The 23,114-nt window shown below is 71.4% G+C and carries 23 protein-coding genes; 22 read left to right on the top strand and 1 reads right to left on the bottom strand.

All coding sequences use genetic code 11. The features are described from left to right. Positions 1-46: 46 nt before the first annotated feature. The 20 genes from thrC (at position 47) to EV383_RS24550 (ending at position 20,076) form a co-directional block, all read left to right on the top strand. A complete protein-coding gene (thrC, locus tag EV383_RS24645) occupies positions 47-1,063 on the top strand; it encodes a threonine synthase (RefSeq protein WP_242623506.1) in 1,017 nt (338 codons plus the stop codon). Next, positions 1,063-1,965: a homoserine kinase gene (gene thrB / locus EV383_RS24640; RefSeq protein ID WP_130292132.1), complete on the top strand. Its 903-nt coding sequence runs from the start codon at positions 1,063-1,065 to the stop codon at positions 1,963-1,965. Before thrC ends, thrB begins: the two co-directional genes overlap by 1 nt. A gap of 303 nt (positions 1,966-2,268) precedes the next feature. Further along, entirely contained in the window at positions 2,269-4,710 is a 2,442-nt protein-coding gene (gene rho / locus EV383_RS24635; protein ID WP_242623291.1) for a transcription termination factor Rho, read from the top strand. A gap of 138 nt (positions 4,711-4,848) precedes the next feature. Continuing rightward, positions 4,849-5,073: a 50S ribosomal protein L31 gene (gene rpmE / locus EV383_RS24630; RefSeq protein WP_130292131.1), complete on the top strand. Its 225-nt coding sequence runs from the start codon at positions 4,849-4,851 to the stop codon at positions 5,071-5,073. A 98-nt stretch (positions 5,074-5,171) separates the two neighbouring features. Next, complete coding sequence (gene prfA / locus EV383_RS24625; protein ID WP_130292130.1) at positions 5,172-6,272, top strand: peptide chain release factor 1; 1,101 nt, start codon at positions 5,172-5,174, stop codon at positions 6,270-6,272. 7 nt (positions 6,273-6,279) lie between these two features. Further along, a complete protein-coding gene (gene prmC, locus EV383_RS24620) occupies positions 6,280-7,182 on the top strand; it encodes a peptide chain release factor N(5)-glutamine methyltransferase (RefSeq protein ID WP_130292129.1) in 903 nt (300 codons plus the stop codon). Positions 7,183-7,202: 20 nt separating this feature from the next. Next, a complete protein-coding gene (locus tag EV383_RS24615; protein ID WP_130294967.1) occupies positions 7,203-7,856 on the top strand; it encodes an L-threonylcarbamoyladenylate synthase in 654 nt (217 codons plus the stop codon). 160 nt (positions 7,857-8,016) lie between these two features. After that, positions 8,017-8,973: a hypothetical protein gene (locus tag EV383_RS24610; protein ID WP_130292128.1), complete on the top strand. Its 957-nt coding sequence runs from the start codon at positions 8,017-8,019 to the stop codon at positions 8,971-8,973. Positions 8,974-9,081: 108 nt separating this feature from the next. Next, positions 9,082-10,365, top strand: coding sequence for a serine hydroxymethyltransferase (locus EV383_RS24605; protein ID WP_130292127.1), 1,284 nt, complete (start codon positions 9,082-9,084; stop codon positions 10,363-10,365). Positions 10,366-10,406: 41 nt separating this feature from the next. Continuing rightward, positions 10,407-11,621, top strand: a complete 1,215-nt coding sequence (locus EV383_RS24600) for a glycosyltransferase family 4 protein (RefSeq protein ID WP_242623290.1) — start codon at positions 10,407-10,409, stop codon at positions 11,619-11,621. Between the two features lie 98 nt (positions 11,622-11,719). Beyond that, the gene (locus EV383_RS24595; RefSeq protein WP_130292126.1) at positions 11,720-12,169 is read left to right on the top strand and encodes a Cg1360 family ATP-synthase-associated protein; all 450 of its coding nucleotides are present in this window, start codon (positions 11,720-11,722) and stop codon (positions 12,167-12,169) included. Positions 12,170-12,515: 346 nt separating this feature from the next. Then, positions 12,516-13,289 carry a F0F1 ATP synthase subunit A gene (gene atpB / locus EV383_RS24590; RefSeq protein ID WP_130292125.1) on the top strand — a complete coding sequence of 258 codons (774 nt, stop codon included), beginning with the start codon at positions 12,516-12,518 and terminating at the stop codon, positions 13,287-13,289. 100 nt (positions 13,290-13,389) lie between these two features. Next, positions 13,390-13,638, top strand: a complete 249-nt coding sequence (locus tag EV383_RS24585) for an ATP synthase subunit c family protein (RefSeq protein WP_165438493.1) — start codon at positions 13,390-13,392, stop codon at positions 13,636-13,638. A gap of 52 nt (positions 13,639-13,690) precedes the next feature. Continuing rightward, the gene (locus tag EV383_RS24580; protein WP_130292124.1) at positions 13,691-14,236 is read left to right on the top strand and encodes a F0F1 ATP synthase subunit B; all 546 of its coding nucleotides are present in this window, start codon (positions 13,691-13,693) and stop codon (positions 14,234-14,236) included. Further along, positions 14,236-15,066 (top strand): F0F1 ATP synthase subunit delta, encoded by an 831-nt coding sequence (locus EV383_RS24575; RefSeq protein WP_130292123.1) that lies wholly within the window; start codon positions 14,236-14,238, stop codon positions 15,064-15,066. The genes EV383_RS24580 and EV383_RS24575 overlap by 1 nt, the downstream gene beginning before the upstream one ends. A gap of 38 nt (positions 15,067-15,104) precedes the next feature. Continuing rightward, positions 15,105-16,790, top strand: a complete 1,686-nt coding sequence (atpA, locus tag EV383_RS24570; protein ID WP_130292122.1) for a F0F1 ATP synthase subunit alpha — start codon at positions 15,105-15,107, stop codon at positions 16,788-16,790. A gap of 12 nt (positions 16,791-16,802) precedes the next feature. After that, entirely contained in the window at positions 16,803-17,792 is a 990-nt protein-coding gene (locus EV383_RS24565) for a F0F1 ATP synthase subunit gamma (protein WP_130292121.1), read from the top strand. Further along, on the top strand, positions 17,792-19,225 hold the full coding sequence (gene atpD, locus EV383_RS24560; RefSeq protein ID WP_130292120.1) for a F0F1 ATP synthase subunit beta: 1,434 nt from the start codon (positions 17,792-17,794) through the stop codon (positions 19,223-19,225). Before EV383_RS24565 ends, atpD begins: the two co-directional genes overlap by 1 nt. 6 nt (positions 19,226-19,231) lie before the next feature. Next, positions 19,232-19,618 (top strand): F0F1 ATP synthase subunit epsilon, encoded by a 387-nt coding sequence (locus EV383_RS24555; protein ID WP_130292119.1) that lies wholly within the window; start codon positions 19,232-19,234, stop codon positions 19,616-19,618. A gap of 20 nt (positions 19,619-19,638) precedes the next feature. After that, positions 19,639-20,076, top strand: a complete 438-nt coding sequence (locus EV383_RS24550) for a DUF2550 domain-containing protein (protein ID WP_130292118.1) — start codon at positions 19,639-19,641, stop codon at positions 20,074-20,076. Between the two features lie 91 nt (positions 20,077-20,167). Here EV383_RS24550 and EV383_RS24545 read toward each other — a convergent pair whose 3' ends face one another. Then, positions 20,168-20,758 carry a cob(I)yrinic acid a,c-diamide adenosyltransferase gene (locus EV383_RS24545; protein ID WP_130292117.1) on the bottom strand — a complete coding sequence of 197 codons (591 nt, stop codon included), beginning with the start codon at positions 20,756-20,758 and terminating at the stop codon, positions 20,168-20,170. A 147-nt stretch (positions 20,759-20,905) separates the two neighbouring features. Between EV383_RS24545 and murA the strand changes: the two genes are divergently transcribed. Continuing rightward, positions 20,906-22,174 carry a UDP-N-acetylglucosamine 1-carboxyvinyltransferase gene (murA, locus tag EV383_RS24540; RefSeq protein ID WP_130292116.1) on the top strand — a complete coding sequence of 423 codons (1,269 nt, stop codon included), beginning with the start codon at positions 20,906-20,908 and terminating at the stop codon, positions 22,172-22,174. 87 nt (positions 22,175-22,261) lie between these two features. Further along, positions 22,262-23,113 (top strand): DUF1206 domain-containing protein, encoded by an 852-nt coding sequence (locus tag EV383_RS24535; protein WP_130292115.1) that lies wholly within the window; start codon positions 22,262-22,264, stop codon positions 23,111-23,113. Position 23,114: the final 1 nt, after the last annotated feature.

Here is a 23,114-nt window from a genome sequence, read left to right as displayed (position 1 = left end):
CCCGCCCGGGCACTGGCCCGGGGTGATCGAGGCCTACCGCGACCGGATGCCGGTCGAGCCGGGCTGGCGCGTGGTCACCCTGGCCGAGGGCGGCACGCCGCTGCTCCCCGCCCCGCGGCTGTCCGAGCGCACCGGCTGCCAGGTCTACCTCAAGGTCGACGGGGCCAACCCGACCGGCTCGTTCAAGGACCGCGGCATGACGATGGCCGTGACCGCGGCGCTGGCCGAGGGCAAGCAGGGTGTGCTCTGCGCGTCCACCGGCAACACGTCGGCCTCGGCCGCGGCCTACGCGGCCCGTGCGGGGATGACCTGTGTCGTGCTCGTGCCCCAGGGCAAGATCGCGCTCGGCAAGCTCGCCCAGGCCGTCGCGCACGGCGCGCGGATCCTGCAGATCGAGGGCAACTTCGACGACTGCCTGGAGCTCGCCCGCAAGACCACCGCCGACTACCCGGTCGCCGCGCTGGTCAACTCGGTGAACCCGACGCGGATCGCCGGGCAGGCCAGTGCCGCCTACGAGATCTGCGACCAGCTCGGGCAGGCCCCGGACGTGCACTGCCTGCCGGTCGGTAACGCCGGCAACATCACCGCGTACTGGAAGGGGTACCGCGGCTACCACGCCGACGGCCTGATCTCCGACCTCCCGCGGATGTTCGGTTTCCAGGCCGCGGGTGCGGCGCCGCTGGTGCACGGTGCCCCGGTGACGTCGCCGGAGACGATCGCGACGGCCATCCGGATCGGGTCGCCGGCCTCCTGGAACGGTGCGGTCGCCGCCCGTGACGAGTCCCACGGCAAGATCGCCGCCGTCAGCGACGACGAGATCCTCGCCGCCTACCGGATGCTCTCGGCGGAGGAGGCCGTGTTCGTCGAGCCGGCGTCGGCCGCGAGCGTCGCCGGGCTGCTGCAGTCCTCGGCGGACGGCACGCTGCCGCGCGGGTCGCTGGTGGTGTGCACCGTCACCGGGCACGGCCTCAAGGACCCCGACACCGCGTTGCTCACCGCGCCGGAACCGGAGATCGTCCCGATCGATCCGGGGGCGGTGGCGTCCGCCCTCGAGCTGGCCTGATGGGGCGGCCCTCCGAGGTCCGGATCCGCGTCCCCGGCTCGACGGCGAACCTGGGACCGGGCTTCGACTCGCTCGGTCTCGCGCTCGGCATCCACGACGAGCTGCACGTCTGCGCGACGTCCGAGCCCGGCCTCTGGGTCGACGTCGCGGGGGAGGGCTCCGCGCACGTGCCGCGCAACGGGCGTCACCTCGTCGTGCGCGCGATGCGCCAGGCCTTCGAGCTGTTCGGCGACGCCCCGGCCGGCATCCGGCTGCGGTGCACCAACGCCGTCCCGCACTCGCGCGGGCTGGGCAGCTCCGCCGCCGCCGCGGTGGCCGGTGTGGCGGCCGCGGCCGTCCTGACCGGACGCGACGTCGAGGACGAGCACGAGGCGTTGTTGCAGCTCAGCGCCGCGATGGAAGGCCACGCGGACAACGCGGCGGCGAGCCTGATGGGCGGGTTCGTACTCGCCTGGGAGACCTCCGGGCAGGCGCGCCGGTTCCACGCCGAGAAGCTCGACGTGCACCCGGACATCCACCCGGTCGCGTTCGTCGCGGGCACCGAGTCGGCGACGAAGACCACCCGCGGGCTGCTCCCCGAGCAGGTCCCACTGCACGACGCCGCGTTCACCGGCAGCCGCACCGCGCTCGCCGTGCTGGCCATGACCGCGCGCCCGGACCTGCTGATGTACGCCACCGAGGACCGGCTGCACCAGCCCTACCGGCGTCCCGCGTACCCGTCGTCGCTCGAGCTCGTCGAGTCGCTGCGTGCGCACGGCGTGCCCGCGGCGATCTCCGGCGCGGGGCCGACGGTGCTCGCGCTGACCGCCGACGGGACCGTCCCCGACGGACTGCACCTCGACGGATTCACCGTCGCGCCCCTGCCCGTCGACGCCGACGGCGTGCGCGTCGAGACCGCCTGACCCCGTCGCTGACCAGGCACGACACGCGCGAGCGTGGGGGGTTGTTGCCGCCCGTGCCGGATACGTCTAGTGTCGGCCCTGCATGGCGATCCACGCGTCGAACGCGTAGTCTTGTGGCTGGGCCCGCTCGCCCGATCCCCCTCTGGCTGGACTCGGAATCCCGAACGGGCGGCCTGACTCCCGTGACGTCGTCGTGGGGGAATCATCTTTTCCAATTGCCGTCGGCACGGGTCTACCTGCCGGATGAGCGTGTGAAATCCCCTGACCTGGACAGGACAACCGGGTCGGTCAGGAAGGAAATTCGTGAGCGAGACCGATCTCGTCGGCTCCCAGTCCGCAGACACCGAGGCGGCCCCGCGTCGCCGTGGCGGCCTCTCCGGCATGGTGCTGGCCGAGCTGCGTGAGTTGGCCACCGAGCTGAACGTCCCCGACATCGCCGGCATGCGGAAGGGGGACCTGATCGCCGCCATCAAGGAGCGCCAGGGCGCCGCCTCCGCTCCCGCCGCCAAGCGTGCGTCGCGCCCCGCTCCCCGGGCCGCCACCTCCTCGGACGACAGCCCCGCCGAGGCGCCGCAGCTGGCCCTCGGTGACACCGGCGCCTCCAACGGTGCCGTGACCAGCGACGACGCTGCCGAGACGCCCGCCGCTCCGGCTGCGCCGACGCGTCGTCGCCGGGCCGCGAGCCGTCCGGCCGGCGCCCCGTCGACCGAGTCGAAGCCCGCCGCGGTGACCACCGAGACCGCACCGTCCACTCCGGTCGCCGAGGCCGCTCCCGCCGTCGAGGCGCCCGCGAGCGCGGCTCCGGTGCAGGAGGTCGGCGACGGCGCGGGCTCCCGTGGGTCGCAGGACTCCTCGTCGCAGGACGGCGCGTCGGACGACACCGGGTCGAAGGACACCGCGACCACGGACGCCGGATCGCAGGATTCGCAGCCCGAGGGCGGTGGCCGTCGTGGACGGACCCGTCGTCGCGGCGGTGACACCGAGAGCGCCGACGCGCAGGAGCAGAACGGCTCCGCGAACGGCACGCCCACCGAGTCCCCGCGCACCGACGACGGCCGCCAGAACGGCAACGCCGACGGCGACACCCGTCAGGAGCGCCGCGAGCGCAACCGCAGCCGCGGCGGCAACGACCAGGGCGACAACGGCCGTGGCTCGGACAACCGGGGCGAGAGCCGGGACCGCAACGGCGGCAACCGGGACGGCAACGGCCGGGGCAACGACACCGCACGCGGCAACGACAACGGCCGCGGCGGCGACAACGGGCGTGACAGCGGCCGCGGGAACGACAACGGCCGGGGCGGCAACGACACCCGCAACGACCGCAACGACTCGCGGAACGACTCCCGCAATGACAACGGCCGGAACAACGACAACGGCCGCGGCGGGAACGGCAACCGCAACGACCGCAACGACAACCGGGGCAACGACGACACCCGCGGGGGCAACGGCCGGGGCGGCAACGACACCCGCAACGACGTCGAGGACGACGACGGTGACGGCCGCGGCCGTCGCGGCCGCCGGTTCCGTGACCGTCGCCGGGGCCGTGACCGCGAGCGCACCGGCAGCGGTGGCGGCGGCAACGTCGACACCGAGATCCGCGACGACGACGTGCTGCTGCCCGTCGCCGGGATCGTCGACATCCTGGACAACTACGCGTTCGTCCGGACCACCGGCTACCTGTCCGGCCCGACCGACGTCTACGTCTCGATGTCGATGGTGCGCAAGAACGGCCTGCGCCGCGGTGACGCGATCACCGGTGCGGTCCGCCAGCCGCGGGAGAACGAGCAGCAGCGGGCGAAGTTCAACCCGCTGGTGCGCGTCGACACCGTCAACGGCAGCGACCCCGAGGTCGCGAAGGCCCGTCCCGAGTTCACGAAGCTGACGCCGCTCTACCCGAACGAGCGCCTGCGCCTCGAGACCGAGCCGACGAACCTGACCACCCGGGTGATCGACCTGGTGATGCCGGTCGGCAAGGGGCAGCGCGCGCTGATCGTGTCGCCGCCCAAGGCAGGCAAGACCACGATCATGCAGAACATCGCGAACGCGATCACCACGAACAACCCGGAGTGCCACCTCATGGTGGTGCTGGTCGACGAGCGGCCCGAAGAGGTCACCGACATGCAGCGGTCGGTGAAGGGCGAGGTCATCGCGTCGACCTTCGACCGGCCGCCGTCGGACCACACCACGATCGCGGAGCTGTCCATCGAGCGGGCCAAGCGCCTGGTCGAGATGGGCTACGACGTGGTCGTGCTGCTGGACAACATCACCCGCCTGGGCCGCGCCTACAACCTGGCCGCACCCGCGTCGGGCCGGATCCTCTCCGGTGGTGTCGACTCCACGGCGCTCTACCCGCCGAAGCGCTTCCTCGGCGCCGCGCGCAACATCGAGGACGGCGGCTCGCTGACCATCTTCGCCACCGCGCTGGTCGAGACCGGTTCGACGATGGACACGGTGATCTTCGAGGAGTTCAAGGGCACCGGCAACGCCGAGCTCAAGCTGGACCGCAAGATCGCCGACAAGCGCGTCTTCCCGGCGATCGACGTCGGTGACAGCGGCACCCGCAAGGAAGAGCTGCTGATGTCGGCCGACGAGCACGCGGTGATGGTCAAGCTGCGCCGGGTGCTCGCTGCGCTCGACGACCAGCAGGCCATCGACCTGGTGCTCAACCGGCTCAAGAAGTCGAAGACCAACATCGAGTTCATGATGGAGGTCGCGAAGTCGACCCCCGGCAAGGACGAGGACTAGAGCGTTCTCCACACCGGCCCCGGCGGGAACAACCGCCGGGGCCGGGTGGTTGAATGAGATGTCAGCTTCCGGCACCGGTTCACCCGCTCCATCGACATGATGCGGCGGGACCCGGCGGCCACGATGAGAGGAAACGCCATGCGTCCGGGCATCCACCCCGAGTACGTCGAGACCCAGGTCACCTGCGGTTGCGGCAGCTCGTTCACCACCCGCAGCACCAAGACGAGCGGCAAGATGTTCGTCGAGACCTGCTCCGCCTGCCACCCGTTCTACACCGGTAAGCAGCGGATCCTGGACTCCGGCGGTCGCGTCGCCCGCTTCGAGGCGCGCTACGGCAAGCGCCGCGCGGGTTCGGCCAAGTAGCTCTCCGATCGGCGCCCGTCACCTCCCACACGAGGTGACGGGCGCCGTTCGTGTGTCAGAGCCTCTCCCCGCCCCATCCAGAACGGAAACCGCCAGCGATGAGTACCCCGGCCCCGGCCCTGTCCGTCGACGCGCTCTTCGACGAGCACGCCGAGCTGGAGCAGCGCCTGGCCGACCCGGAGGTGCAGGCCGACCCGGCCGCCGCGCGCAAGCTCGGTCGCCGCTACGCCGAGCTGGGTCCGGTCGTCGCCGTCGCCCGTGAGCTCTCCGGGGCCCGCGCCGACCGCGACGCCGCCCTCGAGCTCGCCTCCGAGGACCACGCGTTCGCGGCCGAGGCCGACACGCTGACCGGCCGGATCACCGAGCTGGAGACGCAGCTCGCCGAGCTGCTCGTGCCGCGTGACCCGCACGACGGCGACGACGTCGTCCTCGAGGTGAAGTCCGGTGAAGGCGGCGAGGAGTCCGCGCTGTTCGCCGCCGACCTGGTGCGGATGTACACCCGCTACGCCGAGTCCCGCGGCTGGCGCACCGAGATCCTCGGGTTCACCGAGTCCGACCTCGGCGGGTACAAGGACGTCACCGTGTCGGTGCGGTCGAAGGACCCGTCGGTCGGGGTGTGGGCGTCGCTGAAGTTCGAGGGCGGCGTGCACCGGGTGCAGCGCGTGCCCGTCACCGAGTCGCAGGGCCGCGTGCACACCTCCGCGGCCGGCGTCCTCGTCTTCCCCGAGGTCGACGACGCCCCCGACATCGAGATCGAGGAGAAGGACCTGCGCGTCGACGTCTACCGCTCCTCCGGGCACGGCGGCCAGAGCGTCAACACGACCGACTCCGCGGTCCGGCTCACGCACCTGCCCACCGGCATCGTCGTGACCTGCCAGAACGAGCGTTCGCAGCTGCAGAACAAGGCGCGCGCGATGGAGGTCCTGCGCTCCCGGCTGCAGGCCAAGGCCGAGGCCGAGGCGTCCGCGCAGGCGTCGGCGGACCGTCGCTCGCAGGTGCGCACGGTGGACCGCTCCGAGCGGATCCGGACCTACAACTTCCCGGAGAACCGGATCTCCGACCACCGCGTCGGGTTCAAGGCGCACAACCTCTCGACCGTGCTCGACGGCCACCTCGACGACGTGCTGGGCGCGCTCTCGGCGGCCGAGCGCGCCGAGGCGGTCGCCACGAGCACCGGCGGCCAGGCGACGGCTGAGTGATCGTCTCGTGAGCAGGATGCCGCTGCGGGTCGCGGTGGGGGAGGCGACGCGGGCGCTGGAGGCGGCCGGGGTGTCCTCCCCGCGGGTGGACGCCGAGCTGCTGGCCGCACACGTGCTCGGTGAGCCGCGGTCGAAGCTGCCGATGATCCCGCTGGTCGACCCACCGGTGGTGGCGCGGCTGCGTGAGCTCGCCGCCCGCCGGGCCACCCGCGAGCCGCTGCAGCACATCCTGGGGACCGCCGTCCTCGGGCCGGTGGAGGTCGCCGTCGGGCCGGGCGTGTTCGTCCCGCGCCCGGAGACCGAGCTGCTGTTGGAATGGGGCCTCGGCGCACTGCGCGACGTGCCGAAACCGACCGTGCTCGACCTGTGCACCGGGTCCGGCGCCCTCGCGCTGGCGTTCGCCGCGTCGCGCCCGGACGCGACGGTGCACGCCCTGGAGGCCGACACCACGGCCCTGAGCTGGGCGAAGCGCAACATCGACACCCACGTCGCCGCGGGCGGACGTCCGGTCGTGCTGCACCACGCCGACGTGCGCTGGTCGAACCTGCTCATCGACCTCGAGGCCGCGGTCGACCTGGTCGTCTGCAACCCGCCGTACGTTCCGGACGGCACCGCCCTGCCGCCCGAGGTCACCGAGTGGGACCCGCCGGACGCCGTGTTCGGCGGCCCGGACGGCACCGAGATCATCGCGGCCGTCGTCGGCACCGCGACCGGGCTGCTGCGCCACGGCGCGTCCCTGGCCATCGAGCACGACGACACCCAGGGCGACTCCGTTCCCGCGCTCCTGCGCCGTCGCCGGACGCTGTCCGACGTCGTCGAGCACGCCGACCTCAACGGGCGGCCCCGGTTCGTCACCGCCCGTCGGGTGCCCGCTCGTGCCGGTGCCCGCCTTCCCGGGGGCCGGTCGTAGGCTCCTTCACCGTGACTTGGGTGAACACCGTCCCGACGTTCGACTGCTCCGATCCCGACGAGCGTGTCCGCGGTCTCGCGGCGGCGGCCCGGGCGGTCCGGACCGGCGGCCTGGTCGTGCTACCGACCGACACCGTCTACGGCCTGGGCTGCGACGCGTTCTCGGGTGAGGCCGTCCGCGCGCTGCTGGCCGCGAAGAACCGCGGCCCGGACATGCCGGTCCCGGTGCTCGTCGGCTCCTGGACCACGATCGACGGCCTGGTCACCGGCGTCCCGTCCGGTGCCCGCTCGCTGATCGAGGCGTTCTGGCCCGGCGCGCTGTCGCTGGTCCTGCCGCACGCGCCGTCGCTGGCCTGGGACCTGGGCACCACCCGCGGCACGGTGATGCTGCGGATGCCGCTGCACCCGGTCGCGCTGGAACTGCTCCGCGACGTCGGCCCGATGGCCGTGTCCAGCGCGAACACCTCCGGGCGCCCGCCGGCGTCGAACGTCACCGAGGCCGCCGACCAGCTCGGCCCGAGCGTCGGCGTCTACCTCGACGGCGGCCCCTCCGGCGCGCCGGTCGCGTCCACGATCGTCGACCTCACGGACGCGACCCCCCGCCTCCTGCGCGAGGGCGACATCACCGCCGCCCAGGTCAGCGAGGTCCTCGGCGAGCAGGTCCTCCCCGCCTGACCCGACCCCACGTCGAGCGGCCCGGTCCTGCACCGAGCGGGGTGTCACGGCTCCCGAAACATGATCGAACAGCCCTGACGCCCCGCTCGCCGACGTTCGCGATGGTGACCGACCCGGCGGATCGGGCCCGGGACGGCGAGCTGGACGGCACGCTGCCTGTATGGGGCTGGAACCGTTCCGTGGATCCGAGGCGATCGCGTCCGGGCGGGTGACCCGCGGTGTGCTGCGCGGTCCCCGATATCGCCGGTTGTTCGAGGACGTCTACGTCGACGCGTCGGTGACGCTCACGTGTGCGGTGTGGGACCGGGCCGCGTACCTGCTGGCCGCGGCGTCGGGCGGCGTGCTCGCGGGGTACTCGGCGGCGGAACTGCTCGGTGCGTCGTGCGGCCCGTGGTCCGCACCGGCCGAGATCCTGGCCGCCGGTCACGTGAACGGACGCTCCGGGCTGTGTGTCCGCCGGGGTGCGGTCTCCGCGGCCGACGTCGGAGCCGTCGACGGTGTGATGACGACGTCGCCGGAGCGCACCGCGTGGGACCTCGCCCGCCGGCTCGACCTGGTGGAGGCCGTCGTGGCGGTCGACGCCCTGGCCGCCGCGCGACGTCGGCGGCCCACGTTCGTCCCCGGTCCGGTGCACGGGCCGGAGGCGGTCCGGCGGTCGAGGACGCTGTCGCTCTCACCCGGCTTCGACCCGGCGGCACTGCTCCGCCGGCGTGTCGCAACCCCGGGTGCCCGGGGGGTCCGGCGGCTGGACCGAGTGGTGGAGCTCGCCGACCCGCGGGCGGAGTCGCCACCCGGGACCCGGCTGCGGCTCCTGCTCGTCCTGGCCGGCCTGCCGGTACCGGAGGTGCAGTACCGCATTCAGGACGACCGTGCCGGCGTCGACGTCCGGTTCGACCTCGCCTACCCGGAGGCCGAGCTCGCCATCGAGTACGACGGCGAGGAGCACGACGACGCGCTCGACCGCGCACGCGACCTGCGCACCGCCGGGCTCGGATGGCACACGCTCCGCCTGCTGCGACCGGACCTGACCCGCACCCCGGCCCGAACGGTCGCCGTCGTCCGAGACCTGCGTGCCGCGCGCGCCGGACTGCTGACGAACGCGCCGAGCGGGGCGTGAGGGCTCCCGCGGCAAGATCGAACAGCCCTGGCGCCCCGCTCGGTGTGAGGTGTGACCCTGTGCGGCCCGGACCGGCGGGTCGGTGTCGTGCGGGTAACGTGTACGGGCGTGAGTGAGCAGACCTTTTGGGGCCCGGATTTCACCGCGCTGCAGTCGCAGGATCCCGAGATCGCCGGGGTCGTACTGGACGAGCTCGACCGCCTGCGCGGGGGACTGCAGCTGATCGCCAGCGAGAACCTGACGAGCCCGGCCGTCCTGGCCGCGCTCGGGTCGACGCTGTCGAACAAGTACGCCGAGGGGTACCCCGGTCGTCGCTACTACGGTGGTTGCGGCGTCGTGGACCAGGCCGAGGAGATCGGCAACGCGCGGACCAAGGAGCTGTTCGGCGCAGAGCACGTCAACCTGCAGCCGCACTCCGGCGCCAGCGCCAACCTCGCCGCCTACGCCGCGTTCGCCAAGCCCGGCGACACCGTGCTGGCCATGGACCTCAAGCAGGGCGGCCACCTCACCCACGGCAGCAAGGTCAACTTCTCCGGCCTGTGGTTCAACGCCGTGTCCTACCTCGTCCGCGAGGACACCGAGCTGATCGACTACGACCAGGTGCGCAGCCTGGCCCACGAGCACAAGCCGAAGATCATCATCGCCGGTGCGACCGCGTACCCGCGCACGATCGACTTCAAGATCTTCCGTGAGATCGCCGACGAGGTCGGCGCGAAGCTGATGGTCGACGCCGCGCACTTCATCGGCCTCGTCGCCGGCAAGGCGATCCCGTCGCCGGTGCCCTACGCCGACGTCGTCACCGCCACCACGCACAAGGTGCTGCGCGGGCCGCGCGGCGGCATGGTGCTGTGCCGGGCCGAGCACGCCAAGGCCATCGACAAGGCGGTGTTCCCGTTCTCCCAGGGCGGCCCGCTGATGCACGCCGTCGCGGCCAAGGCCGTGGCCATGCGCGAGGCGGCGCAGCCGGAGTACCAGGCCTACGCCCGTCAGGTGATCGCGAACGCGCAGGCACTGGCCAAGAGCCTCGAGGCCGAGGGCATGCGTGCCGTCTCCGGCGGCACCGACACCCACCTGTCGCTGATCGACCTCCGCCCGATCGGCGTGACCGGTTCGGACGCCGAGACCCGCTGCGACCGCGCGAACATCACGCTCAACAAGAACGCCATCCCCTACGACCCGGCGCCGCCGATGAAGCCCTCGGGCCTGCGCGTCGGCTCGCCGAGTGTCACCACGCAGGGGATGACCGAGCCGGACATGGCCGCGATCGGGTCGCTGCTGGCCCGCGCGGTCAAGGCCGAGCACGACACCCCGGCCGGTGACCGCGAGCTCGACGCCGTGCGCGACGAGGTCGCGACGCTCGTCGGGCGCTCGCCCGCCTACCCGCGCGGCTGACCGGGCCGACGACGACGAGCACACCGGGGCCGGTCACGAACGTGGTGTCGTACCTCGCGCAGGAGCAGAGCTCGTTCGGCTACGGGCTCCCGATCCGGGAGTACCTGCTGGTCGGGCTCTGCGCCGCGGTGGTGACGCTGCTGCTGACCGGCCCGGTGCGGATGCTCGCGCTCAAGGCCGGAGCGGTCGCCTGGCCGCGCGGCCGCGACGTGCACGTCACCCCGACCCCGCGCTGGGGCGGGCTGGCGATGTTCGGCGGCGTGCTCGCCGGGATCGGGCTCGCCGCCCAGCTCCCGGCCCTGCGGCTGGCCTTCTTCGAGGGCAGCACCGACGTCCTCGGTGTCCTGCTGGCCGTCGCGCTGCTGGTCGGGGTCGGCCTGCTCGACGACCGCTACGACCTCGACGCCGTCACCAAGTTCGCCGCCCAGGTCACCGCGGGCGGGCTGCTGGTGCTGTTCGGCCTGCAGATGTCGGTGTTCTGGATCCCCTGGGGCGGCGGGGGGACCGGCATCTCCGGCTCCTACCTGCTGCTCGGGCAGTCCCAGGGCGTGCTGCTCACCGCGCTGCTGACCGTGGCCCTGGTCAACGCCATCAACTTCGTCGACGGGCTGGACGGCCTGGCCGCGGGTATCGGCATGATCACCGCGCTCGCGACGGCGGTGTTCTGCGTCGGGCTGATCCAGGAGAACGGCAACGACCCGTCCACCTACGTCCCCGCGCTGATCGCGGTCCTGCTGGCCGGGGCGTGCCTGGGGTTCCTGCCGCACAACTTCAACCCGGCCCGGATCTTCATGGGCGACACCGGGTCCATGCTGGTCGGGGTGATGCTCGCGGCGGCCACGAGCAGTGCCTCGAACCGGATCGTGATCGGCGTCGGCCCGACCGACTTCCTCGCGCTGCTGACGCCCCTGATCGTGCTGGCCTGCATCGTGTTCATCCCGCTGCTGGACCTGCTGCTCGCCGTCGTACGCCGGACCCGGGCCGGGACCAGCCCGTTCAGCCCGGACAAGATGCACCTGCACCACCGCCTGCTCGAGGTCGGGCACAGCCACCGCCGCGCGGTGCTCCTGGTCTACCTGTGGGTCGCGGTGCTGGCCTTCGGCGGTGTGGCGCTCGCACTCGTCGACGACATCGCGGTGGTCCTCGGGGCGATCCTCGGCGGGCTCGTCGTCGCGGTCGTCGCCTCCGCCGTGCCGTACCGGGCGCGGTCGCGGGCCCGGGGCGGACCGGCCGTCCCTCCGGCTCCGCGGGGCTGACACCGGGGCCCGACTACCATGACGTCCGGGCGGGGAGGACCCTCCCGGCACCGTGGACGGAGGGATCGACCGTGTGGCGTTGGGATCGTTGGGGGACCGTGGACTACGACGGTCCCGCGGTCGGCCAGGCCCAGGTGATCCGCCGGCTCTCCGGTTCGATGGCGCGGGGTGCCGCCCTCGTCGGGGTCGCGACGTCGTTGGTCTGCGTCGCGGTGGCCGCGGTCGTGATGGGGACGCCGGGTGTCTACGGGGCCGCGTTCGCCGGCGTCGTCGCGACCGGGTCCGCACTCCTCACCCCGGTGCTGATGCTCCGCACGACGGAACTGGACCCGGCCGCTGTGATGCTGGCCTCATTCGTCGGACTGGCCACGAAGGCCATCATCCTCCTGATCGTCCTGTTCACCCTGGGGAACGACAGCGGCCTGCACCGCATGTCACTGGCCGTGACCCTGCTCGTCGTGTTCGTCGCGACGACGGCGGCCGAGGCGTGGGCCGGACACAAGATCAAGATCCTGATCGGGTCGGATCCGGCCTCGCCGAGCGCCTGACCTGCTGCTCCCTGACCGTTTTGTCAGGTTCTCCGAAGCCCTGGGAGACGCCTTCGTCACGGCCCGTGGAGACGGTTCGCGGGGAGTTCCACCGGTATTACCTCCGGATTACCCGGACGGCTCCCGGCGGGTCGCCAAGATCGTTGCAAGGCGCGAAGGTGCTGGTGAGTCGCGTGCCAGCCCACGACACGGCGTAGAAGAACGGCTGATAGCATCCCGGCATCGGCGATGTGGGTGACTCCCGGCTCTGACGTCCGGGCATCCGGAGACATCGCGTCACGAGGCACCTTGCAGGCGATCCTCCGTTCCGTACGACCACGGGACGGGAGCACCGGAAGGACCCCCATTGGGCACGTTAGTACTGGCGGCCGAAGAGTTCACGCCTCCCGGCGCGAGCCTTTTCGAGTACCCGCCGATCTTCGGCTCGGTCACCAAGCCGATGGTGCTGGCCGTGCTCTCGCTGGTGATCATCGTTGCGGTGTTCACGCTCGGCACACGCAAGCTGTCGCTGGTACCGAGCAAGGGCCAGTTCGCACTGGAGTCCTTCTACGACATCCCGCGCAACACGATGGCGCGCGACCAGATCGGCTCGCAGGACTTCAAGAGGTTCATCCCGCTGATCCTGGGCCTGTTCAGCTTCATCCTGGTGAACAACCTGTTCGCGATCGTGCCGGTGATCCAGTTCCCGACGCTGTCGCGGATCGGCTTCCCGCTGTCGCTGGCGCTGTTCGTCTACGTCTTCTACCACTACGCCGGGTTCAAGAAGCACGGCTTCGCGGGCTACATCAAGCACGCCGCACTGCCGCCGGGCGTCCCGGTCTTCATCGCGCCGCTGATCATCGTGATCGAGCTGCTGCAGAAGTTCGTGGTCCAGCCGCTCTCGCTGGCCCTGCGTGTGTTCGCGGCCATGTTCGCCGGGCACCTCATCATCGCGCTGACCGCGGTGGCCTCGGCGTTCCTGATCACCGCCGGTGGGGCACTGGTGATCGCCGGACCGTTCGCGTTCGTCGCCGGCATCGCGTTCACGTTCCTGGAGGCGCTCGTCCAGGTCATCCAGGCCTACGTCTTCGCCCTGCTCGCCGCCGTGTTCATCGGTGCGGCGATCTCGGAGGACCACTAGACCCCGGCGCCACCCGGCGCCGATCCGATCCGCCGGTACTCCCCGGCACGATTCACCGAACGACCCCGCTTCCCGCGGACCCGACGGAAGGAAACCTGAAGTGAGCGCAATGGTTCTGGCCCAGGAGGCCGCCAACATCAACCCGGGCCTCGCGGCCATCGGCTTCGGCGCCAGCGCCATCGGCGCCGGCATCGGCGTGGGCCTGATCTGGTCCGCCGTCATCAGCGGCACCGCCCGTCAGCCGGAGGCCCGTGGCCAGCTCATGGGTATCGGCTGGACGACGTTCGTTCTCGCCGAGCTCGTCATGCTGATCGGCCTGGTCCTGTTCTTCATCGCCCAGGGCGGCTGAGCATCTCCATGCCGGTCCCGTCACGGGCGGCCACTTCTGGGAAGGACACACGGTGGATTTGATTCTCGCCGCCGAGGAACCACTGCCGATTCTCCCGCACGTCGACGAGCTCGTCCTCGGCGTCGTGGCGTTCGCGATCCTGCTCTTCGTGCTCTGGAAGTTCGCGGTCCCGCGCTTCGAGGCGATGTACGAGGAGCGCACGGACGCGATCGAGGGCGGCCTCAAGCGCGCGCAGGAGACGCAGGAACAGGCCGACCAGCTCAAGAAGCAGTACGAGGAGCAGCTGGCGGGCCTGCGGGCCGAGGCGGCGCGCATCCGCGACGACGCCCGTGCCGAGGGCCAGCAGATCAAGACCGAGCTGCGGGAAGAGGCCGAGCAGGAGGTCGCGCGGATCAAGGCCCGTGGCGAGGAGCAGATCGCTGCTGCCCGCGAGCAGGCCGAGCGCAACCTCCGTGGCGAGGTCGGCGGGCTGTCGGTCCAGCTGGCCGAACGCCTGCTGGGTGACTCGCTGGCCGACGACTCGCGTCGTTCGGCCACGATCGACTCGTTCCTGGGTGAGCTCGGCGGGATGACCGGCCAGCGGACCGGAGCGAGCTGATGGTGGCCGTCCTGCAGCCGTCGAGCCGCAAGTCCCTGGCGACCCTGGTCGAGCAGCTGGACTCCTACGTCGACCGCACCTCGGCCGAGGAGCTGTCGACGACGGCGGGAGAGCTGTTCTCGGTCACCCGGCTGCTCGCCGGTGAGCGGGAGCTGCGCCGGGTCCTGGCGGACGACTCCTCCCCGGAGGAGTCGCGGGTCCAGCTCGTCGAGCGGGTGCTCGGCGGGCAGCTCTCGGCCCCGACGATGGACCTGGTCCGCGGTCTCGTGACGGCGCGGTGGTCCGCGTCGATCAACCTGGTCGACGCGGCCGAGTCGCTGGCCCGGCAGGCCACCCTCTCGGTGGCCGACAAGGACGGCTCCCTCGACGACGTCGAGGACCAGCTGTTCCGCTTCGGCCGCATCCTGGACCAGCAGCCGGAGCTCGCGGGGCTGCTGGCCGACACCACGGAGCCGGCCGAGGGCCGGATCGGTCTGCTGGACCGGGTGCTCGGCAACCAGGCGGCCCCGGTGACCTCGACGCTGCTCAACGAGACGCTGCGCCTGCCGCGCGGACGGCACCTGGACGTCGCCGCGGAGGAGCTGGCCGATCTGGCCGCCGCCCGCCGCGGGCGGTCGGTGGCCAGGGTCCGCACGCCCGTCGCGCTGTCCGAACAGCAGGAGTCGACGCTCGCCGACACCCTGGCCCGCATCTACGGCCGCACGATCTCCCTGCAGATCGAGCTCGACCCGAGCCTCCTGGGCGGACTGGTCGTCCAGGTCGGCGGTGAGGTCATCGACGGCAGCGTCGCGGGCAAGCTGGCCGCCGCTCGCCGATCCCTGCCCAGCTGACCACCAGACCCCCGTTCGAGAGAAGGAACGACGCAGCCATGACAGAGCTGACGATCTCCTCCGAGGAGATCCGGAGTGCGATCTCCAGCTACGTCTCGTCGCTGGAGACCGGAACCACCCGTGACGAGGTGGGCACGGTCGCCGACACCGGCGACGGCATCGCCCACGTCGAGGGCCTGCCCTCGGCCATGACCAACGAGCTGCTCGAGTTCGAGGGCGGCGTGCGCGGTGTGGCGCTGAACCTGGAGCAGCACGAGATCGGCGCGGTGATCCTGGGCGACTACGCCGGGATCGAGGAGGGCCAGCAGGTCACCCGCACCGGCAACATCCTCTCCGTCCCCGTCGGTGACGGCTTCCTGGGCCGGGTCGTCGACCCCCTGGGTGCGCCGATCGACGGCCTGGGCGACATCGAGGCCGAGACCGAGCGCGTGCTCGAGCTGCAGGCCGCCTCGGTGGTCGAGCGCCAGAGCGTGAGCGAGCCGCTGCAGACCGGCATCAAGGCGATCGACGCCATGACGCCGATCGGGCGCGGACAGCGCCAGCTGGTGATCGGTGACCGCAAGACCGGCAAGACCGCGGTCTGCGTGGACACGATCATCAACCAGAAGGAGAACTGGGACTCCGGGGACCCGAAGAAGCAGGTTCGCTGCATCTACGTGGCGATCGGCCAGAAGGGCTCCACGATCGCCGGTGTCCGGCAGTCGCTGGAGGACGCGGGCGCGCTGGAGTACACGACGATCGTCGCCTCCCCGGCGTCCGACCCGGCCGGCTACAAGTGGCTCGCCCCCTACACCGGCTCGGCCATCGGCCAGCACTGGATGTACCAGGGCAACCACGTCCTGATCGTGTTCGACGACCTGTCGAAGCAGGCCGAGGCCTACCGCGCGATCTCGCTGCTGCTGCGCCGCCCGCCGGGCCGCGAGGCCTACCCGGGCGACGTCTTCTACCTGCACTCCCGCCTGCTGGAGCGTTGCGCGAAGCTCTCGGACGAGCTCGGCGCGGGCTCGATGACCGGTCTGCCGATCATCGAGACCAAGGCGAACGACGTGTCGGCCTACATCCCGACCAACGTCATCTCGATCACCGACGGCCAGGTCTTCCTGGAGTCGGACCTGTTCAACCAGGGTGTCCGCCCGGCGATCAACGTCGGTATCTCAGTCTCCCGGGTCGGTGGTTCCGCGCAGATCAAGGCGATGAAGACGGTCTCCGGATCGCTGCGCCTGGACCTGTCGCAGTACCGCGAGCTGGAGGCGTTCGCCGCGTTCGGCTCGGACCTCGACGCCGCCTCGGCGCGTGCGCTGGGTCGCGGTGAGCGTCTGGTCGAGCTGCTCAAGCAGGCCCAGTACTCGCCGTTCGCGGTGCAGGACCAGGTCGTCTCGATCTGGCTGGGCACCTCCGGCCAGCTCGACTCGGTGCCGGTGGCCGACATCGGTCGCTTCGAGTCGGAGTTCGAGGACCACCTGCGTCGCAACGAGTCCGGCGTGCTGGACGAGATCCGCGACACCGGCAAGCTCTCCGACGAGAACACCGAGCGCCTGACGAAGGCCGTGGAGAAGTTCAAGAAGGACGACTTCACCGCCACCGACGGCTCCTCGGTCGTGCCGAAGGAGCAGAAGCAGGAAGCCCTCGACGAGGACGACGTCGACCAGGAGACGGTCACGGTCAACAAGCCGGCTCCGGGCGGCGCCCGCAAGGCCGACACCTCGTCGTCGGACGAGAGCTAGGGACGGCGCGATATGGCGGCACAGATCCGGGTGCTGCGGCGGCGGATCAAGTCGACGCAGTCCATCAAGAAGATCACCCGGTCCCAGGAGCTGATCGCGACCTCACGGATCGCGAAGGCCCGGGCCCGGGTGGACGAGGCGCGGCCCTACGCCGAGGAGATGACGCGCACGCTCTCCGAGCTCGCGTCCAACTCGGCGCTGGACCACCCGCTGCTGGTGGAGCGCGAGGAGCCCAAGCGGGCCGCGGTGCTGGTCGTGACCAGTGACCGCGGCCAGTGCGGCGGCTACAACGCGAACGTGCTCAAGGAGGCCGAGCGGCTCCAGGAGCTCCTGCGCGAGCAGGGCAAGGAGCCGGTCCTCTACGTGATCGGGCGCAAGGGAGTGAGCTACTACCGCTTCCGCAAGCGCGAGGTCGAGCAGTCGTGGACCGGGTTCTCCGAGCAGCCGACCTACGAGCACGCGGCCGAGGCGGCCCGCACGCTCGTCGCGTCGTTCATGGCCGGTGTCGACGACACCGACGACCACGACGGCGTGCGCGGCGTCGACGAGCTGCACCTCGTCTACACCAGCTTCAAGAACATGATCACGCAGACTCCGCAGGCACGACGGATGGCGCCGCTGGAGGTCGAGTACTCCGGCGGGGTCTCGGCGGCGGTCGCGGACGCCGAGGCCGAGGAGGAGCAGGACGGCACGTCCTCGCGCTCCAAGGAGCCGGGTCAGCTGCAGTCGCTCTACGAGTTCGAGCCGGACCCGGACACGCTGTTCGACGCCCTGCTGCCGAAGTACATCGGAGCCCGGCTCTACGCCGCGCTGCTGGAGTCGGCGGCCTCGGAGTCGGCGAACCGTCAGCGGGCCATGAAGGCCGCGACGGACAACGCGAACGAATTGATCCGTACCCTGACCCTGGAAGCCAACCAGGCACGTCAGGCCCAGATCACCCAGGAGATCAGCGAGATCGTCGGCGGCGTCGACGCACTCGCGACCGCAGGAAGTGAGAGCTGATGACCGCAACTGCCGATGCCGGCACCCAGACCACCACCGGCCGGGTCGTCCGGGTCACCGGCCCGGTCGTCGACGTCGAGTTCCCGCGCAACCACGTGCCGGACCTCTACAACGCGCTCACGCTGGACGTGAAGTTCGGCGAGGAGACCCGGAAGCTGACCCTGGAGATCGCCCAGCACCTGGGTGACCACCTGGTCCGCACGATCTCGATGCAGCCCACCGACGGCGTGGTCCGCGGCCAGGAGGTCACCGACCTCGGCCGTCCGATCTCCGTCCCGGTCGGCGACCAGGTCAAGGGGCACGTGTTCAACGCGCTCGGCGAGTGCCTGGACAAGCCCGACCTGGAGATCACCGGCGACCTGTGGGGCATCCACCGCAAGGCGCCGTCGTTCGACCAGCTCGAGGGCTCGACCGAGATGCTGGAGACCGGCATCAAGGTGCTCGACCTGATGACCCCCTACGTGGTCGGCGGGAAGATCGGCCTGTTCGGCGGCGCGGGCGTGGGCAAGACCGTGCTCATCCAGGAGATGATCCAGCGCGTCGCGCAGAACTTCGGTGGCACCTCGGTGTTCGCCGGGGTCGGCGAGCGCACCCGTGAGGGCAACGACCTCATCACGGAGATGACCGAGTCGGGCGTCATGGAGAACACCGCGCTGGTGTTCGGCCAGATGGACGAGCCGCCGGGCACCCGTATGCGGGTCGCGCTGTCCGCGCTGACGATGGCGGAGTACTTCCGCGACGAGCAGAACCAGGACGTGCTGCTCTTCATCGACAACATCTTCCGGTTCACCCAGGCCGGCCAGGAGGTCTCCACCCTCCTCGGCCGCATGCCGTCCGCGGTGGGGTACCAGCCCACCCTGGCCGACGAGATGGGCGAGCTGCAGGAGCGGATCACCTCGACCCGGGGCCGGTCGATCACCTCGATGCAGGCGATCTACGTCCCCGCGGACGACTACACCGACCCGGCGCCGGCGACCACGTTCGCCCACCTGGACGCGACCACCGAGCTCTCCCGGCCGATCTCCCAGAAGGGGATCTACCCGGCGGTGGACCCGCTGACCTCGACCTCCCGGATCCTCGACCCGCAGTACGTGGGCGACGAGCACTTCCGGGTCGCGAACGAGGTCAAGCGGATCCTGCAGAAGTACAACGACCTGCAGGACATCATCGCGATCCTCGGTATCGACGAGCTGTCCGAGGAGGACAAGCAGCTGGTCGGCCGCGCACGGCGGATCGAGCGCTTCCTGTCGCAGAACCTGCTGGTGGCCGAGCAGTTCACCCAGCAGCCCGGTTCGACGGTCCCGCTCAAGGAGACCATCGAGGCGTTCGACAAGATCGCCAAGGGCGAGTTCGACGACGTGCCCGAGCAGGCGTTCTTCCTCTGCGGTGGTCTGGACGACCTGGACAAGAACCGCAAGAAGCTCGAAGGCTGATCGGATATGGCGGAGATGACGGTCGACCTGGTGTCGGTCGAGCGTCGGCTGTGGTCGGGTGAGGCGTCGTTCGTCCTCGCCCGGACCACGGTCGGGCAGGTCGGCATCATGCCGGGTCACCAGCCCCTGCTGGGCCAGCTGGAGGAGGCCGCGGTCATCCGCATCGACGGGACCGACGGCACGTCGCAGACCGTTGCGGTGCACGGCGGGTTCCTCTCGGTCTCGGCCGAGCGGGTGTCGATCCTGGCCGAGTACGCGGAGATGTCCGACGAGATCGACACGGACCGGGCCCGCAAGGCGCTCGACCGTGCCGACGCCTCCGACGACGAGGGTGCCGCCGCCAGGGCGCGCGCCGAGGTGCGGCTGAAAGCCGCGGAAGCCTCTTCCCGATAGTCGAGGGAGAAGACGCGGCAGTGGAGCTCGTGGCGACGATCGTCGGGGTTCTGCTGCTGTGTCTGATCCTTCCCCTGGTCTGGCTCGCCGTACGGCGGGTCCGGCTCATGCGAGGCGGCGGTGTGGACCTGTGTCTGCGCCGCCGTTTTCTCGTCAACGACTGGCACTTCGGTGTCGGCCGGTTCCGGGGCGACGAGTTCGTCTGGTTCCGGCTCACCAGCTTCCGGATCGGCCCGACGGTCGTTCTCGACCGGGCGGACCTGGAGATCGTCGACCGGCGGGCGCCACTGCGGTCCGAGGACTTCGCGATCCCGTCCGCGGTCGAGGTCCTGCGCTGTCGTGAGCGCGGTGGCGCCGACGTCGAGCTGGCGATGTCCGCCGACGTCCTGACCGGCTTCCTGGCCTGGGTCGAGGCGACCCCGCCCGGACGACACTCGGGCTGGCCCCGCGCCTCCTGAGCCCCGCGCCCCCTGAGCGCCGCGCCCACCCGTCGGACGAGAGCTCCTCCCGTCCGACGGGGACGTACGAGATGGGCTCTCGTGCGTGCTCTCAGCCCGCGGAGGGAGCTCCGTGGGGGCCGCCGGGCTGCCACAGGACGTCGCCGTCGGGGTTCGCGACGCGGCCGAGGATGAACAGCAGGTCCGACAGGCGGTTGAGGTAGGTCGCGGTGAGCGGGTTCGTCCGCTCCGGGTCCGACTCCAGCAGGGCCCAGACCGAGCGCTCGGCGCGCCGGGTGACCGTGCGGGCGACGTGCAGGTACGCCGCACCCGGGGTGCCGCCGGGCAGGATGAACGAGTTCAGCTTCGGCAGCTCGGGGTTGAACTCGTCGCACCAGGCCTCGAGGCGGTCCACGTAGCCCTGGGTGACCCGCAGCGGCGGGTACTCGGGGTTCTCGACGATCGGCGCGCACAGGTCCGCTCCGACGTCGAACAGGTCGTTCTGGATCTGGCGCAGCGGCTCGATCACCCGGTCGGCCAGCCCGCCCACGGTGACCGCGACGCCCAGCGCCGCGTTGCACTCGTCGGTGTCGGCGTAGGCCGCCAGACGGACGTCGGTCTTCGGGACCCGGGAGAAGTCACCGAGGTTCGTCGTCCCGTCGTCACCGGTCCGGGTGTAGATGCGCGTCAGGTGTACGGCCACGCGGCGAGCGTATCCCGGTGACCCGACGATCGGCGCCGCGCCGGTGGATCGACCACCTGTCGGGCGGATGCGCCGAATGGGACACCCGGGTGCCGAGGGGCAGGGGCAGCCGGGGCGGGGCCGTCCCCGGTGGCTACCGTCGTGGGCGTGGTGGAGCATTTCGCGGTCCGTGGTGGAGCCCGTCTGACCGGGTCCGTCGACGTCGTCGGCGCCAAGAACAGTGTGCTCAAGCTCATGGCCGCGGCGTTGCTCGCCGAGGGGCGCACGACGCTGGAGAACTGCCCGGAGATCCTCGACGTGCCGCTGATGGCGGACGTGCTGCGCAGCCTCGGGTGCGAGGTCTCGATCGACGGCACGACCGTCCTGATCGACGTGCCGGCCGAGCCCGGCGCGGAGGCGGACTACCGGTCGGTCTCGCGCCTGCGCGCCTCGGTCTGCGTGCTGGGCCCGCTGGTGGCCCGCTGCCGGCGTGCGGTGGTGCCGCTGCCCGGCGGGGACGCGATCGGGTCCCGGCCGCTGGACATGCACCAGAACGGTCTGCGCAAGCTCGGCGCGACGACCGAGATCGAGCACGGCTGCGTCAAGGCCCGCGCCGAGGACCTGCACGGCGCCCAGATCTGGCTGGACTTCCCCAGCGTCGGCGCGACCGAGAACATCCTGATGGCGGCCGTGCTGGCCGAGGGCACCACGATCATCGACAACGCCGCGCGCGAGCCGGAGATCGTCGACCTCTGCGTGATGCTCGTGCAGATGGGCGCGAAGCTCGAGGGCATCGGCTCGTCGACGTTGATCGTGCACGGCGTGACCGGCCTGCAGCCGACCGAGCACCGCGTGATCGGGGACCGGATCGTGGGCGCGACCTGGGCGTTCGCCGCCGCGATGACCTCCGGTGAGGTCACGGTGCGCGGGGTGGACCCGCACCACATCGACCTGGTGCTGGACAAGCTGCGCAGCGCCGGCGCAGAGACGACCGTGGGCGAGCAGGAGTTCACCGTCGCGATGCCGGGCCGGGCGCAGGCCGTCGACTTCGTGACGCTGCCCTACCCGGGCTTCGCGACCGACCTGCAGCCGATGGCGATCGCGCTCTCCGCCGTCGCCGAGGGCACGTCGATGATCACCGAGAACGTGTTCGAGGCCCGGTTCCGATTCGTCGACGAGATGATCCGCCTCGGCGCCGACGCGCGCACCGACGGGCACCACGCCGTCGTCCGCGGCCGGGAGCTGCTCTCCAGCGCCCCGGTGTGGGCCAGCGACATCCGGGCCGGTGCCGGCCTGGTGCTGGCCGGGCTGTGCGCGGAGGGGACCACCGAGGTCTGGGACGTCGCGCACATCGACCGCGGCTACCCGCGTTTCGTGGAGAACCTCAGCTCGCTCGGCGCCGACATCTCCCGGGTGGTGGGCGAGCCCGACCGCTGACCCGGACGGCGCAACACCGTTGCGCCGTGGGCCCGGTGTCGGGGATGTGTGGGACGGTTCGGCTCTTCCCAGCCCCTGGAGGCCGCGATGTCCGGTGTGCCCGACACCTCCGACGTGTCCCGAGCCGCGGACGCGGCCGGGTCCTCGGCCAAGCAGGCGGCCCGCAGCAAGCCCGTCCGGGTCATGGCCCGGGTGGGCATCGCCTCGAACGGCCTGCTGCACCTGCTGATCGCGTTCCTGGCGGCGCGGATCGCGCTCGGTTCGGGCGGTCAGGCCGACCAGAACGGCGCGCTGGGCGCGATCGCGGCCGAACCGGCCGGCCGGGTGCTCCTCGGGGTGCTGGTCGTCGGGTTCGCCGCCGTCGTGCTGTGGCGGGTCGTGTCCGCGATCTGGGGCTTCCCCTACATCTCCGACGACAGGAAGCGGATCGCCAAGCGCGTCTCCAGCGGTGGGCAGGCCGTCATCTACGCCGCGCTGGCCGTCACGGCCGCGACGACGGCGGTGCAGGGCCGCTCGTCGGGCGGCGGGGGAGGGCAGGCCACCGCGGGTCTGCTCGGCCTGCCGGGTGGCCAGATCCTGGTCGCGCTCGTCGGGCTCGGCGTCGTGATCGGCGGCGGCGTGATGATCTACCAGGGCTACACCGAGGCCTTCACCGAGGACCAGGACCTCGGCGGGGTGGACCGGCGGGCGCGCCGGCTGAACGAGCGCACCGGGCAGGTCGGCTACATCGCCAAGGGTGTCGCGATCATCGTCCTGGGCCTGCTGATCGGCACGGCCGCGATCACGTTCGACCCGCAGCAGGCCAACGGGATGGACTCCGCGCTCAAGACCCTGCGCGAGCAGCCCTACGGGGTGTTCCTGCTGCTGGCGGTGGCGCTCGGGATCGCCTGCTACGGCGTGTTCTGCTTCTTCGACGCCCGCTACCACCGGGTCGTCTAGC

It is taken from the genome of Pseudonocardia sediminis, from assembly GCF_004217185.1.
Classification (GTDB): domain Bacteria; phylum Actinomycetota; class Actinomycetes; order Mycobacteriales; family Pseudonocardiaceae; genus Pseudonocardia; species Pseudonocardia sediminis.
The sequence above is the reverse complement of the archived record's forward strand: the minus strand, read 5'-3'. Positions and strand labels throughout refer to the sequence as shown.

Coding starts and splice junctions, on each gene's coding strand:
- thrC (WP_242623506.1), top strand. CDS start 47: ATGCCGGTCGAGCCGGGCTGGCGCGTGGTCACCCTGGCCGAGGGCGGC.
- thrB (WP_130292132.1), top strand. CDS start 1,063: ATGGGGCGGCCCTCCGAGGTCCGGATCCGCGTCCCCGGCTCGACGGCG.
- rpmE (WP_130292131.1), top strand. CDS start 4,849: ATGCGTCCGGGCATCCACCCCGAGTACGTCGAGACCCAGGTCACCTGC.
- prfA (WP_130292130.1), top strand. CDS start 5,172: ATGAGTACCCCGGCCCCGGCCCTGTCCGTCGACGCGCTCTTCGACGAG.
- EV383_RS24610 (WP_130292128.1), top strand. CDS start 8,017: ATGGGGCTGGAACCGTTCCGTGGATCCGAGGCGATCGCGTCCGGGCGG.
- EV383_RS24575 (WP_130292123.1), top strand. CDS start 14,236: ATGGTGGCCGTCCTGCAGCCGTCGAGCCGCAAGTCCCTGGCGACCCTG.
- atpA (WP_130292122.1), top strand. CDS start 15,105: ATGACAGAGCTGACGATCTCCTCCGAGGAGATCCGGAGTGCGATCTCC.
- EV383_RS24565 (WP_130292121.1), top strand. CDS start 16,803: ATGGCGGCACAGATCCGGGTGCTGCGGCGGCGGATCAAGTCGACGCAG.
- atpD (WP_130292120.1), top strand. CDS start 17,792: ATGACCGCAACTGCCGATGCCGGCACCCAGACCACCACCGGCCGGGTC.
- EV383_RS24555 (WP_130292119.1), top strand. CDS start 19,232: ATGGCGGAGATGACGGTCGACCTGGTGTCGGTCGAGCGTCGGCTGTGG.
- EV383_RS24535 (WP_130292115.1), top strand. CDS start 22,262: ATGTCCGGTGTGCCCGACACCTCCGACGTGTCCCGAGCCGCGGACGCG.